We start from the raw sequence: 18,619 nt of genomic DNA on the forward strand, positions 1-18,619 counted from the left end.
TGCTGACTATAATAGTCAATTTTACATCTTTCGATGTGATCTTCTAATTTGATTAGAATCTCAATGAATTAACTGGTTTTACCTATATATTATCTGTTTAATTTTCAAAGACCAATGTGTCATCATTACCTGACGACTTTTTCTATTTTACTAGATTTAAACTTTTTTGTCAACACTTTTTTTTAATGTTTTTAAGTTTATATCTACATCGCTTGGCTTCAATTACTTGTTTGCCTTAGCGACAAGATTTATTATATATAATTTAATATTCATTTTTATTGTTAATATTACTTATTATTTGAATTTATTTTTATAATACTTAATTATTCTATTTATTTCTTTGTTTTTCTACAATTGATACACGTGGATATGTTTTTATATTTTTATATTTACATAAGTTAAATACCTTATATTAAAGTCTAAGTATTATACTAAAATACCATTTATAAATTTTAAATTTAACTATTATCTTTTATGTTGTCGATCTATTAAATTCACATAAGATATTAAATTAAAAAAAGTAAGAGGAGTATAATAGTACTTCTCTTACTTTTTCTATTTATTTATTCTTCATTTTCGTTATCATCAATATTTTCATTTTCTATTTCAGTTTCTATTTCCATTTGAACTTCTGTTGGCTCTGTATAGTTAATTTTAGCTATAGCAACTATATTAATGTCTTCTCCAGTTTTCATAAGTGTTACTCCCATAGTATTTCTACTAGTTGTAGATATATCACTTACATTTAACCTTATTATTATTCCGTCGCTATTTATTAACATAAGTTCATCTTCTTCTCTAACAACTCTAGCACCAACAACATTACCTGTCTTTTCAGTTATTTTATAAGTTATTATGCCTTTTCCACCTCTATGTTGAAGTGTATATTGTGACATATCAGTTCTCTTACCAAATCCCTTTTCACTTATTACAAGTAATTCTTCATCTTCTTTTACAACAACCATAGATACTGCAATATCATTTTCTCTTAATCTTATAGCTCTTACACCAGTAGAAACTCTACCCATTTGTCTAACATCTTTTTCGCTAAATCTTATTGAGTATCCTCCTCGTGTTACAAATATCATTTCACTATCACCAGTTGTTATACTTACACCAATTAACTCATCATCTTCTCTTAAGTTTATAGCGTTTAAACCATTTCTTCTTATTGCTGCATATTGACTTAAAGAAGTTTTCTTAACAATACCTTGTTTAGTACCCATAATTAAGAAATTATCTTCCTCAAAAGTTTTTATAGTCATTATCGCTTGTATAGTCTCACCATTTTCAATAGGAAGTAAGTTTACTACATTAGTTCCCTTAGCTGTTCTACCTGCCTCTGGAACTTCATAAGCTTTTAATTTGTATACTCTTCCTCTATTAGTGAAGAATAATATATTGTTAAGTATTGGCGTTGTTAATATATTTTCAACAAAGTCATCCTCTTTTGTTATAGCTCCTTGGATACCTCTACCCCCTCTTCTTTGAGCGTTATAAGTATCCACTGGTAATCTCTTAATATATCCAGCATGAGTTAATGTAATTACTACATCTTCATCGTCAATTAAATCTTCCTCATCAAATATATCTGGATTTTTTTCTATGGCAGTTTTTCTTTCATCACCATATTTTGTTTTTATTTCAATAAGTTCATCTTTTATTATATTTAAAAGGATTTCTTCACTTTCAAGTATTGATCTTAAATAAGTGATTGTTTCCATTATTTCATTGTACTCTTCTTCAATTTTTTCTCTTTCTAAACCAGTAAGTCTTTGAAGCTTCATATCAAGAATTGCTTGTGATTGCTTTTCTGACAATCCAAAAGTTTTCATTAAGCCTTCTTTTGCTTCAGCTGCAGTTTTAGATCCTCTTATAAGTGCTATAACTTGATCTATATGATCAAGTGCTATTCTTAGTCCCTCTAAAATATGAGCTCTAGCAAGTGCCTTATCAAGATCAAATTGAGTTCTTCTTGTTACTACCTCTTTTTGATGTTCTAAGTAATGAACTAATATTTGTTTTAAGTTTAATACCTTTGGTTGACCATCAACTAATACAAGCATTATTATTCCAAAAGTATCTTGCATTTTAGTGTGCTTGTATAATCTGTTAAGAACAATGTTAGGATTTGCATCCCTTTTTAGTTCTATAACAATTCTCATACCGTCTCTATCTGACTCATCTCTAAGATCTGATATTCCATCTAATTTTTTATCTTTTACTAGATTAGCAATATTCTCTATTAAGTTAGCCTTATTAACCATATACGGTATTTCTGTAACTATTATTTTGTGTCTTCCATTTTCCTCTTCTATCTCTGCTTTAGATCTAACTAATACTTTTCCTCTACCAGTTTCATAAGCACTTCTTATTCCACCTTTACCTAGTATTATTCCACCTGTTGGAAAATCAGGACCCTTTACTTTAGTCATTAGCTCACTTATTGTAGTATCCTGATTATCTATAAGCATTATAACTCCATCAATAACCTCATTTAGGTTGTGAGGAGGTATATTAGTTGCCATACCTACTGCTATTCCTGATGAACCATTTACTAATAGATTCGGAAATCTAGAAGGCAATACTGTTGGTTCTTTTTCTTCACCATCAAAGTTAGGAATAAAATCTACTGTATTTTTATTTATATCCCTAAGCATTTGAGTAGTAATTTTATTCATTTTTGCTTCTGTATATCTCATTGCGGCTGCTCCATCACCATCAACGGATCCAAAGTTACCATGACCATCAACAAGAGTATATCTGATTGAAAAGTCTTGTGCTAATCTTACAAGCGCATCATAAACTGCTGTATCTCCATGTGGGTGATACTTACCAAGAACGTCCCCTACTATTCTCGCACACTTTCTATATCCCTTTTCAGGATATAGTCCAAGTTCATGCATTGAGTATAATATTCTTCTATGAACAGGTTTTAATCCATCTCTTACGTCTGGTAATGCTCTACCTGCTATAACGCTCATGGCATAATCTATATAACATTTTTTCATTTCATTTTTTATGTCTACAGGCAATATTTTTTCTTCACTATTCATATGTTACACCTCACTACATTTACATATTTCACTATATGTCTAGATTGCTAACCAATTTTGCATTTTCTTCTATAAATTCTCTACGAGGTTCAACTTTATCTCCCATAAGAATAGTAAAAATCTCATCTGCAGCCATTGCATCTTCTACATTTACTTTTAGAAGCGTTCTATTCTCTGGGTTCATAGTAGTATCCCAAAGTTGTTCTGCATTCATCTCACCTAGACCTTTATATCTTTGAATATCTACACTGCTATCTTTTCCACCCATTTGTTGTAACATGTTTTCAAGTTCAGCATCGCTGTAAGTGTAGCATTCATTTTTACCTTTTTTTATTCTATAAAGAGGTGGTTGAGCTATATAAACATGTCCTTTATCAACCAATTCTCTCATGTATCTATAAAAGAAAGTAAGTAATAGAGTTCTTATATGAGCTCCATCTACATCGGCATCTGTCATGATTATTATTTTATTATACCTAATCTTCTCAACATCAAAATCTTTTCCTATTCCACCACCAAATGCTGTTATCATAGATTTAATAGTGTCTGAATTTAACATTTTATCTAATCTTTGCTTTTCAACATTCATTATTTTACCTCTTAGTGGTAAAATGGCTTGGAATCTTCTGTTTCTGCCTTGTTTAGCAGAACCACCCGCAGAATCTCCCTCTACGATGTATATTTCACATTCATCTGGATTTTTTGATGAACAATCTGCTAATTTACCAGGTAAAGAAGTACTTTCAAGAACTGATTTTCTTCTTGTTAACTCTCTTGCTTTTTTAGCAGCTTCTCTTGCTCTTGCAGCATTTAATCCTTTATCAATTATACTTTTTCCTACTTGAGGATTTTCTTCTAAAAATGTTGTAATAGCATCATTTGCTATTGATTCAACTATTCCTCTAACAGGTGCGTTTCCTAGTTTTGTTTTTGTTTGTCCTTCAAATTGTGGGTCTGTAACTTTTACTGATACAACTGCTGTTAATCCTTCTCTTACATCCTCACCACTTAAATTTTTATCATTTTCTTTTAGGTGACCAAACTTTTTAGCATAGTCATTGATAACTCTAGTTAGTGCTGCTTTAAATCCAACTAGATGTGTACCACCCTCAACAGTATCTATATTATTAGCGAATGAAAATAAATTTTCGTTGTAAGTATCATTATATTGAAGTGCTATCTCAACAACACAATCATCTTTTACACCCTCAACATATATAGGTTCATTATGAATTTTACCTTTATTTCTATTTAAGTATTCTACAAAGGATTTTATTCCTCCTTCATAATGGAACTGATCAACTTTTCCAGTTCTTTCATCGCTTAGTATTATCTTTACCCCTTTATTTAAAAAGGCAAGTTCCCTTAACCTTTGGCTAAGAACTTCATAACTAAATTCAACTTCATCAAATATTTCATCATCTGGAACAAAGTGCATTTTAGTTCCATGTTCTTCTGTATCACCAATCATTTTGAACTCTTCTTTTACTTTTCCTCTTGAGAATGTTTCAGTCCAAATATGTCCATCTCTTTTTACAATTACTGTACATTCTTTAGAAAGAGCATTTACTACAGATGCACCAACTCCATGCAATCCACCTGCAACTTTGTATCCTCCCCCTCCAAATTTACCTCCAGCATGTAAAACAGTCATTATAACTTCAACTGTTGGTATTTGAAGTTTAGGATGTATACCTACTGGCATACCTCTTCCATCATCTTCTACTGTTATGGAATTATCTTCATGTATAGTAACTTCAATGTTTTGACAGTATCCACCTATTGCTTCGTCTATACTGTTATCAACTATTTCATAAACTAAGTGATGAAGACCCCTTGCACTTGTACTACCTATATACATTCCTGGTCTTTTTCTTACGGCTTCTAGACCTTCTAATACCTGTATCTGACTCTCATCATAAACTTTATTTGTATCCATGCATATCCTCCTAACTTACTAATACTCACAATATACAATGTCTGTTCTTTTACATAATGTCGATGAAGATATTGGAGATAAGTATATTTTACTCTTTTTATCTACTTCTGCTATAACAAAGGATTTAGGTTTGTCTTTCGTTATTCTTTCAACAAATCCATCTTCTTCTGCCATTCTCAAAAATTGAATTGTGTCAGAGCTATACATAGTGGATTCCATATCTAGTATAGCTATTATGTCTTTTATTGGAACTACTACATTTTCACCTAAATGAAGAAACATAATTCTCCTCCTTAATTGCCTATTTGATTTACAAATCCATTTTCTACTTCAAATACACTCATATCAACTAAAGAATTTAAATATTTTTTTATATTATTAATTCCCGTACACGTTATTAACGTTTGAACATTGCTTATAGAATTTAGTATGTATTTTTGCCTTGTTATATCTAATTCGGAAAGTACATCGTCTAAAAGCAATAGAGGAAATTCTCCAGTTAAGTCTTTAATTATTTGCAATGATGCAAATTTTAAAGAAAGTACTGCAGTTCTCTGCTGTCCCTGTGATCCATATGTCTTTACGTCAATATGGTTTATATATGTTAAAAAATCATCTCTATGAGGTCCTACTGAAGTTACTTTTCTTTCAAAGTCTCTTTTTCTATTTTTAACTAGCAAATCATATAATTCATTTTTTATATCTGAACTAGTAATGTTTGTTAAATACTCAAACTTTATTTCTTCTTTTCCTGATGTTATATCCCTGTGTATTTCATTTGATTTTTCATTTAATCCATCTATGTAGTCTAATCTTTTTTTAATTATATATGATCCAATTTCACTTAACTGAATGTCATATATATCTAAAATATCTAAATTAGAATTAAACTTCTTCAAAGCATTGTTTCTTTCAGACAATATCTTCTTGTACATAGCTAAATTATGGTAATACCGAGGATATAATTTACAAAGTTCTATATCTAAAAATTTTCTTCTATATGCTGGTGAGTCTTTAATTATATTTAAATCTTCTGGTGAGAACATAACTACGTTTAAAGTACCAATTAGTTCAGACATTTTATTGATTTTTATAGAATTTATGTTAATTCCTTTTTTTCCTTCTTTGAAAATCTTTATTTCAACTTTCTTGTCAAGCCTTGTTTTGGCAATATCTATTCTAATATAGGCATCATTATGGTCCCATTTTATAAGTTCTTTATCTTTATTAGTTCTATGAGATTTTCCTATACTTGCATAGTACACAGCTTCTAAAATATTTGTTTTTCCTTGTGCATTGTTGCCAACAAATACGTTAGTACCCTCATTGAAGTCTAATAGTAACTCATTATAATTTCTAAAATTTTTTAATATCAATTTTTTAATATACATAATAAACAAACACCCAATTATAAATTATATCATACTATATCATTTTTATGTCAAATTCAATTTATTTGAAAGTATTTCTAAAAATATGCACCGATAATCGGTGCATTTTTAAACTACTGAATAAATTTCATTTTGAAATTCTACTGAATCTCCTTTATATAATTTCTTACCTCTTTGAGTTTCAACTTCATTATTCACTTTAACTTCACCGTTTTGAATGAAAAATTTAGCTTCTGAGCCTAAAGTACATGCCCCTGAAAATTTTAAAAATGAATCTAATTTTATAAACTCTGTAGTTATTTGAACTTCTATCATAATTATTACCTCTTTTAATAATTTAAAACTCTAACTGGAACTACAAGATATGTGCAGTTATCATTTTCTTTATTTTTTATAACACATGGTGAAACTGAACTTGAAAGTTCCATTACCACATTTTCTTCTTCTATATTCTTAAAAGCATCGATTAAATATTTAGAGTTAAATGCAATTTTAAGTGCTTCACCTTGCAATACTATAGAAACTTCTTCTCTTGATTTTCCCAATTGAGAATTAGAAGTTATTACTATGCTGTCTTCTGATATATCTAATTTTACTAGATTTGTATTTCCATTTTTCGCAACAAGAGATGCTCTTTCTATGCAACTTAAAATATCATTTTTATTTACATTAACTTTTAATTTATATTCTTGAGGAATTATAGATGCGTATTTTATGAATTCGCCTTCTAAAAGCCTTGATATAACTTTAGTATTTCCAATGTTAAATAAAATATGGTTATTAGTGAATGTTATTTTAACTTCATTATCGCTATCTTCAAGTATTTTAGATACTTCATTTAGGGTTTTTCCAGGTATTACGGCTTCTTTATTGTCACTGCAATTAATAGGTTCACTTCTAAATGCAACTCTAAATCCATCAAGTGCTATTAAATTTAACTTATAATCTTTTATTTCAAATAGTACACCTGTAAGTATTGGTCTAGTTTCATCAGGTGCAACTGCAAATATTGTTCCCTTTATCATATTTTTAAGTATTTTTTGCTCTATTGAAAATATTGTATCTTCATTGATATCAGGTAATAGTGGGTAGTCGTTAGCATCCATATGTATTAAGTTAACACATGATTTTTCACATATTATTTCAATAGCTCCATCTTCTAAAGTAGTTATTTGAAGTTCAGAGTTAGGAAGTTTTCTTATTATCTCTCCAAATATCTTAGAATCAACTACGATTGAACCTTCTTCAATAATATTGGCATCGATTTTAGTTTCTATACAAACATCTATATCTGATCCCATTAATGTTAATGTATTTTTATGCGCATTTATGTATATACCTTGAAGTATAGGTAAGGTTGATTTTCCTGTTATTGCTTTTTGTACATTTGATATTGCTTCCATTAAAGAATTTTTATTAGTTAAAAATTTCATTTTAAAATCCTCCTTTTTATCAACAAATAAAATAGCTAAAAATAGCTTAGATAATATTAAAAATATAGCAGTAGTAGTAGTAGGGGCTGTTGATATGTTGATAACCCCTTCAACCCTATAAAATTCAACAAAAATCATGAAAAAATAATTGTGGATAAACAAAGACGAACTTAATGCACTTATCCACAATATTAACAATAAACTTTATTTTATTTTTTATCAACAAGAAATAATAGCAAAATTAGTAACACCTGTTGATTAATTTTATTTTCTTTGAATTTTTTTAGTTAATTCTTCTACTACTTCTTGAAGATTTTCATCTTTTTTTAGACTCTGTGAGATTTTTTCGTATGCGTGAATTACAGTAGTATGGTCTCTTCCACCAAATTCTTCACCTATTTTAGGAAGAGATGTATCTGTAAGTTTTCTTGAAAGGTACATTGCAATTTGTCTAGGAAAAGCAACATTTCTAGTTCTTCTAGATGACTTAAAATCTTCTATTTTTAAATTGTAATAACTAGAAACAATATCTTGTATTAATTCAATGGTTATTTGTCTTGAATTTTTATTTGATATTATATCTTTCAAAGCTTCAGCTGCTAAATCTACATTAATTTCCCTGTTAGTAAGTGATGAATAAGCTACAATTCTTATCAATCCACCTTCTAATTCCCTTATATTAGATTTAATTTGTGTTGCGATATAAACCATAACATCATTTGGTATATCAAGATTTTCAACATCAGCTTTCTTCTTTAATATTGCAATTCTTGTTTCAAAGTCTGGTGGTTGTATATCAGCAATAAGTCCCCACTCAAATCTAGAACGAAGTCTATCTTCTAATGTAGGGATCTCTTTTGGTGGTCTATCACTAGATAATATTATTTGTTTATTTGCATCATGTAGAGCATTGAAAGTGTGGAAAAACTCTTCTTGGGTACTTTCTTTACCTGCAATAAACTGAATATCATCTATTAAAAGGACATCTATATTTCTATATTTATTTCTAAATTCTACATTTTTATCTTCTTTAATAGAATTTATAAGTTCATTAGTAAACTTCTCGGATGACACATATACTACCTTAGATTTAGGATTAACATCTTGTATGTAATGACCTATAGCATGCATAAGGTGGGTTTTTCCAAGACCAACGCCTCCATATATAAATAATGGATTGTATGCTTTTGCAGGGGATTCTGCTACAGCAAGTGATGCAGCATGAGCAAATCTATTACTATTTCCTATAACAAATGAATTGAAAGTATATTTAGGATTTAGTATAGCAGACATAGCATCATTTACTTTTACATTACTTTTAGGCTCGATATTTTTTTTTGGAACATCGGCTTCAAGAGCTTCTTCCGTTATAATTGAAAAATCTATGCTGAAAGTTCTATTTGAAACTGACTTTAAAGCATTTATGATTAAATCTTTATATCGATTTTCTAAAATATCTTTAGTAAAGTTGTTAGGAACACCTAATTTAAAGGTAGTGTTATCTAGCGAGATAGGTTTAATACTTTTAATCCAAGTATTAAAGCTGACTTCTGTAAGTTCTTCTTTGAGAATGCTTAAGGTTTTTTCCCATAACTCGTTCACTTGGGTGTTCATCTTCTATTTCTATCCTCCAGTTCAATTTTTTTTTTAGGATTAAATTTATAATTTATAACAATTAATAAACATAATTATAAACATACTAAAATAGTTATATTTAATTTGTTGACAAATACAATTAAAAATATTCACATGTTAATAACTAAAGAGAAATAAACAAAAAAATAATATTATCAACAATGATTTTTTTTAATTATCAACAAGTACTACTATGTATAAATTCATAAAATTAGTCAAAAATATAAGAAAATAAAAATCTAAAATAAAAAAATTAAAAAGTTATACACAAAGTTATCAACAACCTGTTGATAACTTTACTTATTAAATATTTATCAACAATTATGATTCAATAATATCAAAATATCACAAGGTATTCAATAAGTTATCCACAAAAAACTATGTTAACGTAAATTTCTATCAACAAATAATAACATCAAATGGCATTTTTTTGTTTACTGAGTTATCTTGACATTGACCTTCCGGAAATATATAATCTAATGGTAAATCTATAAGATAGTGATAATCTGATTACTATAAATAATTTTAGAAACGAAGGGAGTGTTTGAATATGTTCATGACATATCAGCCTAAAAAAAGACAAAGAAAAAAAGAGCACGGATTCAGAAAAAGAATGAAAACTAAGTCTGGTAGAAACGTTTTAAAAAGAAGAAGACTTAAAGGAAGAAAGAGATTGACAGCATAAGGGCCGCTAATGTGGCCTTTTTCTGCAATTGCAGGAAAAAAAGGAGCAGTTAATAATGAAGTTAGAAAGAATACGAAAAAATCCTGAGTTTAGAATAGTGTATAGAAGAGGAAAATCTTACTCTAATTCTTCATTAGTATTATATGTTTTCAGAAATTACAGAAATAATAATATTAATAGAATAGGAATATCAGTTAGCAAAAAAGTTGGGAAAAGTGTTGTTAGAAGTAGAGTGAAGAGGCTTATAAATGAAAGCTATAGATTAAACAAAAACTTGATAAAAAAGCAGGGGTATGATTTTATATTTGTTGCTAGAACTGCTTCCAAAGATAAGAGTTATAAAGAAATTGAAAATTCCTTAAAGGATTTATTTAGAAAAAGCGGGTTAATGAATGATTAAAAACTTTTTAATTTACTTAATTAACTTATATAGAAAATATATATCACCTTTAAAGGCACCGTGTTGCCGTTTTGTTCCTACTTGTTCTCAATATGCTATAGAAGCTATTGAAAAGTATGGAGCAATTAAAGGCGGATATATGGCAATGAAGAGAATACTAAGGTGTAATCCATTCTGTAAGGGTGGATATGATCCTGTAAAATAAATAATTTAATATAAAGTAGGAGGATTTAAACCTTGAAAGAAGCATTAGTTGGTATATTTGCAAATTTGTTTACTTTTATACATGGTGCAATTGAAGGTATAATAGCTAATCCAGATATATCGTATGGATTAGCAATAATTTTATTTACTATTGTAATTAAAGTTATTTTACTACCTTTAACTATAAAGCAAACAAAATCTTCTGTTAAATTAGCAGAAGTTCAACCAAAGGCAGCTGAATTACAAGCAAAATACAAAAATGATCCTCAAAGAGGACAGCAAGAACTTTTAAAATTATATAAAGAAGAAAATGTAAATCCTATGAGTGGTTGCTTACCATTAATTATTCAATATCCAATACTTATAGCATTATTTTATGCTGTTAATAAATTTGATTACCACGGAGCAGGATTTTTATGGTTACCAAGCTTAACTGCAGCAGACCCAATATTTATACTTCCTATAGTATCAGGGGTAAGTACTTATATATCATCTAAGTTGTTACAACCTGCACAACCACAAAATGGAGCTAGTGCTGGTCCTAACATGGGTATGATGAATATTGGTATGGCAGTAATGTTTGGATTTATGAGTATAAGAATGCCATCATCAATAGTTATTTATTGGATTGTAAATAATATAATTCAATTAATACAAACAATGATATTAAGACCAAAGAAAAAAGTTGTAGTTGAGACTGAAACAAAAGTTACTCAAACTTCAAATAAAAATAATAACAATAAAAAGAAAAAGGGTAAATAAATTTAAGCCTAGAAATATTGGAAAGGCGGTGTCATAGGGATGAAATGTATAGAAATGAGTGGGAAAACAAAAGAAGATGCTATAAATAAAGCACTTGAGGAACTACAAACTACTGAAGATAAGGTTCTAATAGAAGTTTTAGAAGAAGGTAGTAAAGGATTCTTAAATATAATAGGGGTAAAGCCAGCAAGAGTTAAAGTAACATTAAAAAAAGATAGAGCAGAAGAAGCTAAAAATTTCTTAAGAAAAATTTTAAATTCTATGGACATAAAAGCTGAAATTAGAGTTAAGCTACAAGGTAGCGATATGAACATAAATTTAATTGGACCTAATATGGGAATATTAATTGGGTATAGAGGAGAAACATTAGATTCACTGCAATATTTAGTAAGTCTTGTAGTAAATAAGGATCATGATGAAGAGTATATTAGAGTCATACTTGATACAGAGAATTATAGACATAATAGACAAGAAACTTTGAAAAGATTAGCTGAAAAAATGGCATCTAAAGTAAAAGCTACAGGTAAAACTATAAAATTAGAACCTATGAACCCATATGAGAGAAGAGTTATACACGCAGCACTTCAAAATGACGATATGATAAAAACATATAGTGAGGGTGAAGAGCCAAGAAGAAAAGTTGTTATTGAGTTAAAGAAAGCCTAAAAAGGCTTTCTTTTTATTATATATTGCAAATATAAGAATTTGTTTTAAAATAGATAAATATTCCCTTAAATTGGGTATAATTTACTTTATATACAGTATTAATCATATATTTTTATATAAATGTAAAAATTAATGTTAAATTTTAATGTTTTTTTTATAAAAATTTATGTGGTATAATTTAATCTTAATATGACAAAAATTTTTTATATATAAAATTTAAGTAGATATATATACTAAACTTGAAAATAGCATTAAAAACTATGTAAAATAATGATGATAATACTATAAAGTTTTATATTGTTGATATAAAAAAGGTGTATTATTAAATAGATAAAATACGTTTAAAGTGAGTTAAGCGAAAATATAAAAATTAATCTTAGCCCTGTAGATAAATAGTATATTTTTAATACAGGGATTTCTAATGTGAGAATGATACAATATTACTAAATATATTGTATTCAGGTTCTATGGAGGAGAAAAATATGAATGAATTTGATACAATTGTAGCCGTAGCTACTAGTGTTGGAGAAGGCGGAATATCAATACTAAGAGTTTCAGGTGACAAGGCATTAAAAGTAGTAAGTTCTATATTTAAAGGAAAAAATGATAGAACTTTAGAAGATATAAAATCTTATACTATGAGATATGGACATATCATTGATGAAAATAATAATTACATAGATGAAGTAATAGTAAGCTTCATGAAGGGACCTAGAAGTTTTACAGCAGAGGATGTTGTAGAAATAAATTGTCATGGTGGAGTTATAGCTACCAATAGAGTATTAGAGGCTGTTGTAAAGGCTGGTGCAAGAATTGCAGAACCAGGTGAATTTACTAAAAGAGCATTTTTAAATGGAAGAATAGATTTAAGTCAAGCGGAAGCCGTAATAGATATAATTAATGCGAAAACAGAATTAAGCATGAAATCTGCACTTATGCAAAGTGAAGGACATATATCAAAAAATATAATAGCTCTTAGAGAAGAATTGATACAAATAATAGCACATATTGAAGCAACTGTAGACTATCCAGAGGATGATTTAGAGGAAGTAACAGCTGATGGAGCTATAGAAGATTTAAAGAAAATAAATGAAAAAGTAGAATATTTACTTTCAACAGCTAACGAAGGAAAAATATTAAGAGATGGTATAAATACAGTAATAGTTGGAAAACCAAACGTAGGAAAGTCATCTTTACTAAATTCATTAACAAAAGAAAATAGAGCTATTGTTACTGACATACCAGGAACAACTAGGGATGTAATAGAAGAATATATAAACATTTCAGGAGTACCAGTTAAGATAATAGATACAGCTGGAATAAGGGAAACTGAGGATGTAGTTGAAAAAATAGGTGTTGAAAAATCAAAACAAAAAATAAATGAGGCAGATTTAGTTATATTAATATTAGATAGAAGCAAGGAACTTGATGAGGAAGATAAAGAAATAATAGATTATATAAAGGACAAAAAATGTATTGTGCTTTTAAATAAAATAGATTTAGAAAGTAAAATAGATAAAGAAAAATTAAATATAGCTGATAATAAATACATATTAGAAATTTCAACAAAAACTGGAGAAAATGTAGCTAGTTTAAAACAATGCATAAAAGAAATGTTCTTTAAAGGGGAAGTTAATAGTGAGGAAGTTATAATAACTAATACTAGACACAAAGAGGCTCTTTTAAGAACTAAAGAAAATATAGAAAATGCAATAGAAATTTTAGAAAATGTTTCAGCAATAGATTTAGCATCAATTGATATAAGAAATGCATGGACTAATTTAGGAAAAATAACAGGAAGTACATTAGAGGAAGATATCATAGATAAAATATTTTCTGAGTTTTGTTTAGGAAAGTAGGTGGAATTATGCAATATTTAGGTGGAGATTTTGATATTATAGTAATAGGAGCAGGGCATGCAGGATGTGAAGCGGCACTTGCATCTGCAAGAATGGGTTGTAAAACATTAATGTGTACAATGAATTTAGATAGTATTGCATTTATGGCATGTAATCCTAATATAGGAGGTACAGCTAAAGGTCATTTAGTTAAGGAAATAGATGCACTAGGTGGTGAAATGGGTGTTAACATAGATCATACATATATACAATCTAGAATGCTTAATACATCCAAAGGACCAGCAGTTCATTCTTTAAGAGTTCAGGCAGACAAAAATAGATATGCAGAAAGAATGAAAAGTGTATTAGAAAAACAAGAAAATTTATGGCTAAAACAATTAGAAGTTGTTAGTATAGATGTAGAAGATGGAAAAGTTAAAGGTATTATTACAAAATTTGGGGCTTATTTTACTTGTAAAGCAGTAATAATGACAACAGGAACTTATTTAAAATCAACTGTTATAGTTGGAGATATGACTTCAAATGAAGGTCCAAGTGGGTTCTTACCATCAAATCACTTATCTGACTGTTTAAAGAAATTAAATATATCCCTAAGAAGATTTAAAACAGGAACTCCTGCTAGAGTAAATAAAAGATCTATAGATTTTAGTAAGATGGAAGAACAAAAGGGCGACGAAGAAATAGTTCCATTTTCATTTATTAGTGAAAATGTAGGTAGAGATCAAGTGTCATGTTATTTAACATACACCAATAATGATACACATGAAGTAATTAGAGAAAATATAAATAGATCACCACTTTATAATGGTTCTATTAAAAGCACAGGTCCAAGATATTGTCCATCAATAGAAGATAAAGTTATGAGATTTGAAGATAAAGAAAGACATCAAATTTTCGTAGAACCAGAAGGTGAAGGAACAGATGAAATGTATATCCAAGGAATGAGTAGTTCACTTCCAGAAGATGTACAATTAAAAATGTTAAGAACAGTACCAGGTCTTGAAAATGCTGAGATGATGAGAACAGCATATGCAATAGAATATGATTGTATAGATCCAACACAATTAAAATTATCATTAGAATTTAAAAATATAGATGGAATGTTCTCAGCAGGCCAGATAAATGGAAGTTCAGGCTATGAAGAGGCAGCATCACAAGGTATTGTAGCTGGAATAAATGCAGCATTAAAAATAAAGGATAGAGAGCCTTTAATATTAAAAAGATCAGATGCGTATATAGGTGTTTTAATTGATGATTTAGTTACAAAAGGTACTAATGAACCGTATAGAATGATGACATCTCGTTCAGAATATAGACTACTTTTAAGACAAGATAATGCAGATTTAAGACTTACTGAAATAGGTCATGAAGTAGGTTTAGTTACTGAAGAGAGATATAATAAATTTATGAATAAAAAACAAAGCATAGATAATGAATTAGAAAGAGTTAAGAATCTACAAATAACAAATAAAAGAGAAGTAATTGAATTTTTAGAGAGTAAAAATTCAGCTCCACTAAAAAAACCAATAAGCTTATATGAATTAATAAAAAGATCAGAATTAGACTATTATATTGTAGAAGGTTTAGATCCTGATAGGGTAAAATTACCTTATGAAGTAACTGAGCAAGTAAATATTATGTCTAAATATGAAGGATATATAGAAAAACAATTAGAACAAATAGCACAATTTAAGAAATTTGAAAACAAAATTTTAAGTGAAGATATTAATTATGATGAAATTAAGGGGCTACGCATAGAAGCTATGCAAAAATTAAAACAAATAAAACCTACTAACATAGGTCAAGCTTCTAGAATATCAGGTGTATCTCCAGCGGATATATCAGTATTAATGATTTATTTAGAACAAAAAAATAGAAATTTAAAACAAGAACAATAAAATTGTAAAGTTGATTATTTGATTAAATCATATTATTAAATTTTGGAGGAAAATATGAAATATTATGATATGTTAGAAAATGCTAGCCTAAATGAAGGTTTAAATTTCAACGAAGATATGTATAATAAATTTATAAAGTATAAAGAATTAATTCAAGAATGGAATGAAAAGATAAATCTTACAGCAATTACAGAAGATGAAGAAGTAATAAAGAAACATTTTATAGATTCATTAAAAGTATACAAAATTAATGAATTAAAGAATTGCAAAAACATAATAGACATAGGAACTGGAGCTGGATTCCCAGGAATACCTATGAAAATAGTAAATCCTGATTGTAATTTTGTATTATTAGATTCTTTAAATAAAAGAATAAATTTTTTAAATGAAGTAATTTCAAATTTAAATTTAGAAAACATAAGAACAATACACGGAAGAGCAGAAGACTTTGCACAAGATAATGAATACAGAGAAAGATTTGATGGTGTAGTATCAAGAGCAGTAGCAAATTTAACTGTATTAAGTGAATTTTGTATACCATATTTAAAGGTAGGAGGATATTTTGTTGCGTTAAAAGGACCTGCTATAGATGAAGAATTAGATGAGGCTAAAAAGGCTATTGGTATATTAGGTGCAAAAATAATACGTATAGAAGATGTAGAAATCGAGGGTAGTGATTTAAAACATAATCTAGTAGTAATAAAGAAAATTAAACAAACTCCTAAAAAATATCCAAGAAAAGCTGGAATGGTAACAAAAAATCCATTAAAATAATTGTAAGAATATGGTACAATATAATAGAGCTTTTATTAAACTATAAAATTATAAAACTAATAAAGGGATGGGTTTATTTATGGAAAAGAATATAATATACATTTCTACAGAATTAATTTTACCTAATAAATATCAACCAAGACAAATATTTAATGAGGACGCTATAGATGAATTATCAGAGTCAATAAAAAGTTATGGAATAATTCAACCACTTACAGTAAGAAAAATGGTGGGTAGTGATCAATATGAATTGATAGCAGGTGAAAGAAGATTAAGAGCAGCTAAAAAAGCTGGTTTTAAAGAAGTACCAGCAATAATAGTAGAAATAAATGATAGAGACTCTGCAGCAATAGCACTTTTAGAAAATTTACAAAGAGAAGACTTGAATTTTTTTGAAGAAGCTTTAGCATATCATAATTTAATAAAAGAACATAATTATACTCAAGATCAGTTGGCAAAAGCTATAGGAAAAAAGCAATCAACTATAGCAAATAAACTGAGAATACTTAAATTAGATAAAGAAATTATAAATTTAATAATAGAGCATAAATTGACAGAAAGACATGCTAGGGCACTACTTAAAATACCTACACTAGAATTACAGGAAAAGGTATTAAAAGAAGTAATTGAAAAAGGTTTAAATGTAAGTAAGACAGAACAATTGATAGACAGAGAATTATTAAAATTGTCTCAAGAAGAAATTGCAGCAGATGGTAAAAAAAGAATTAAAGGAGTATTTAATCCTAAAATTTATGTAAATACAATTAAACAAGTATTTGATAAGTATGGAATAAATGCTAATTATAAATCCAAAGAATTAGATGACTCTATTCAAGTTACTATAACCATAAAGAAAAAGTAATATTTATAATGTTTCACGTGAAACAAAGGCTAATTTTATAGCCTTTGTTTTTTTATAAATAAATTTCAAAAATAAGCTTTTATTAATGAAAATATAAATATATAATAAATGTATAAGAATATTTTCTTACGTATAAATTTAGTAAAATAATATATTAAATTAGTAATATATTATTATTTTTTATTTATTATAGTTAAATATGTTTAATTATTTTACTTAAAAATTATTAAAGAGAATATATAGTGTGCATTAAATAGAACAAAATAAATTGGGGGTATTAACAATGAAAACTATATGTGTATTCAACCAAAAGGGTGGTGTAGGTAAAACAACAATCAATATAAATTTATGTGCTTACTTAGCTATGAATGGATACAAAATTTTAGCTATAGATATAGACCCACAAGGAAATACTACAAGTGGATTAGGAATAGATAAAAGAAAATTAGAATATTCAACATATGATGTGCTAGTTTCAGATGTAGAGTTAAAAGATGTAATAAAAAAATCAGATTTAGTAGAAAACTTTTATGTGGCTCCATCAACTATGGAATTATCTGGTGCAGAAGTTGAATTAATTAATAGGAATAATAGAGAATTTATATTAAAAAATAAAATAGAAAGCCTAAAAGATGAATTTGATTTTGTTTTTATAGATTGTCCACCTTCTTTAGGATTATTAACTATAAATGCGCTAACAGCATCAAATAGCGTGTTAATACCTATTCAATGTGAATTTTATGCATTAGAAGGAGTAAGTCAGTTAATTAATACTTACGAACTTATTAAAAAGTCTTTAAATAAAACTATAGAAATAGAAGGCGTTATTTTAAATATGTATGATGCAAGAACTAAACTTAGCAATGAAGTAATGTTTGAAGTAAGAAAGTTCTTTGAAAAAAAAGTATTTGATACAGTAATTCCAAGAAATATAAGATTAGCAGAATCACCAAGTTTTGGATTACCTATAGTTTTATATGATGATAAATGTAAAGGAGCAGAAGCTTTTACTAAATTATGTGAAGAGTTTCTAGCAAGACAAAGGAGGGAATAAT

17 protein-coding genes are annotated in these 18,619 nt (G+C 28.0%); 10 read left to right on the forward strand and 7 right to left on the reverse strand.

Features of this window, described 5'->3' with window-relative positions:
* Positions 1–563: 563 nt before the first annotated feature.
* From gyrA to dnaA, 7 genes are all read right to left on the reverse strand, one after another.
* Positions 564–3,056: a DNA gyrase subunit A gene (gyrA, locus tag AC07E4_RS04165; RefSeq protein ID WP_040329765.1), complete on the reverse strand. Its 2,493-nt coding sequence runs from the start codon at positions 3,054–3,056 to the stop codon at positions 564–566.
* A gap of 31 nt (positions 3,057–3,087) precedes the next feature.
* Positions 3,088–4,995, reverse strand: a complete 1,908-nt coding sequence (gene gyrB, locus AC07E4_RS04170) for a DNA topoisomerase (ATP-hydrolyzing) subunit B (RefSeq protein ID WP_430830820.1) — start codon at positions 4,993–4,995, stop codon at positions 3,088–3,090.
* An 18-nt stretch (positions 4,996–5,013) separates the two neighbouring features.
* Complete coding sequence (remB, locus tag AC07E4_RS04175) at positions 5,014–5,277, reverse strand: extracellular matrix regulator RemB (protein ID WP_040329768.1); 264 nt, start codon at positions 5,275–5,277, stop codon at positions 5,014–5,016.
* Positions 5,278–5,288: 11 nt separating this feature from the next.
* The gene (gene recF / locus AC07E4_RS04180; RefSeq protein ID WP_430830819.1) at positions 5,289–6,386 is read right to left on the reverse strand and encodes a DNA replication/repair protein RecF; all 1,098 of its coding nucleotides are present in this window, start codon (positions 6,384–6,386) and stop codon (positions 5,289–5,291) included.
* Between the two features lie 108 nt (positions 6,387–6,494).
* On the reverse strand, positions 6,495–6,701 hold the full coding sequence (gene yaaA, locus AC07E4_RS04185; protein WP_040329770.1) for a S4 domain-containing protein YaaA: 207 nt from the start codon (positions 6,699–6,701) through the stop codon (positions 6,495–6,497).
* A 14-nt stretch (positions 6,702–6,715) separates the two neighbouring features.
* The gene (dnaN, locus tag AC07E4_RS04190; RefSeq protein WP_040329772.1) at positions 6,716–7,819 is read right to left on the reverse strand and encodes a DNA polymerase III subunit beta; all 1,104 of its coding nucleotides are present in this window, start codon (positions 7,817–7,819) and stop codon (positions 6,716–6,718) included.
* 264 nt (positions 7,820–8,083) lie between these two features.
* Complete coding sequence (gene dnaA / locus AC07E4_RS04195; RefSeq protein ID WP_040329773.1) at positions 8,084–9,433, reverse strand: chromosomal replication initiator protein DnaA; 1,350 nt, start codon at positions 9,431–9,433, stop codon at positions 8,084–8,086.
* A gap of 571 nt (positions 9,434–10,004) precedes the next feature.
* Between dnaA and rpmH the strand changes: the two genes are divergently transcribed.
* The 10 genes from rpmH (at position 10,005) to AC07E4_RS04245 (ending at position 18,618) form a co-directional block, all read left to right on the forward strand.
* Complete coding sequence (gene rpmH / locus AC07E4_RS04200) at positions 10,005–10,139, forward strand: 50S ribosomal protein L34 (protein ID WP_010298336.1); 135 nt, start codon at positions 10,005–10,007, stop codon at positions 10,137–10,139.
* Positions 10,140–10,194: 55 nt separating this feature from the next.
* The gene (rnpA, locus tag AC07E4_RS04205) at positions 10,195–10,539 is read left to right on the forward strand and encodes a ribonuclease P protein component (RefSeq protein WP_040329774.1); all 345 of its coding nucleotides are present in this window, start codon (positions 10,195–10,197) and stop codon (positions 10,537–10,539) included.
* The gene (yidD, locus tag AC07E4_RS04210) at positions 10,532–10,744 is read left to right on the forward strand and encodes a membrane protein insertion efficiency factor YidD (RefSeq protein WP_187372144.1); all 213 of its coding nucleotides are present in this window, start codon (positions 10,532–10,534) and stop codon (positions 10,742–10,744) included. The genes rnpA and yidD overlap by 8 nt, the downstream gene beginning before the upstream one ends.
* Positions 10,745–10,776: 32 nt before the next feature.
* On the forward strand, positions 10,777–11,505 hold the full coding sequence (gene yidC / locus AC07E4_RS04215; protein ID WP_081771033.1) for a membrane protein insertase YidC: 729 nt from the start codon (positions 10,777–10,779) through the stop codon (positions 11,503–11,505).
* A gap of 39 nt (positions 11,506–11,544) precedes the next feature.
* Positions 11,545–12,171 (forward strand): RNA-binding cell elongation regulator Jag/EloR, encoded by a 627-nt coding sequence (gene jag / locus AC07E4_RS04220; protein WP_040329775.1) that lies wholly within the window; start codon positions 11,545–11,547, stop codon positions 12,169–12,171.
* 482 nt (positions 12,172–12,653) lie between these two features.
* Complete coding sequence (gene mnmE / locus AC07E4_RS04225) at positions 12,654–14,030, forward strand: tRNA uridine-5-carboxymethylaminomethyl(34) synthesis GTPase MnmE (protein WP_040329777.1); 1,377 nt, start codon at positions 12,654–12,656, stop codon at positions 14,028–14,030.
* An 8-nt stretch (positions 14,031–14,038) separates the two neighbouring features.
* Positions 14,039–15,928, forward strand: a complete 1,890-nt coding sequence (mnmG, locus tag AC07E4_RS04230) for a tRNA uridine-5-carboxymethylaminomethyl(34) synthesis enzyme MnmG (RefSeq protein WP_478215809.1) — start codon at positions 14,039–14,041, stop codon at positions 15,926–15,928.
* A gap of 54 nt (positions 15,929–15,982) precedes the next feature.
* The gene (gene rsmG / locus AC07E4_RS04235) at positions 15,983–16,702 is read left to right on the forward strand and encodes a 16S rRNA (guanine(527)-N(7))-methyltransferase RsmG (protein ID WP_040329779.1); all 720 of its coding nucleotides are present in this window, start codon (positions 15,983–15,985) and stop codon (positions 16,700–16,702) included.
* 79 nt (positions 16,703–16,781) lie between these two features.
* The gene (gene noc, locus AC07E4_RS04240) at positions 16,782–17,564 is read left to right on the forward strand and encodes a nucleoid occlusion protein (protein ID WP_040329780.1); all 783 of its coding nucleotides are present in this window, start codon (positions 16,782–16,784) and stop codon (positions 17,562–17,564) included.
* A gap of 283 nt (positions 17,565–17,847) precedes the next feature.
* Positions 17,848–18,618, forward strand: coding sequence for a ParA family protein (locus AC07E4_RS04245; RefSeq protein WP_040329782.1), 771 nt, complete (start codon positions 17,848–17,850; stop codon positions 18,616–18,618).
* Position 18,619 lies beyond the last annotated feature (1 nt).

The organism is Clostridium amazonense (assembly GCF_056431285.1).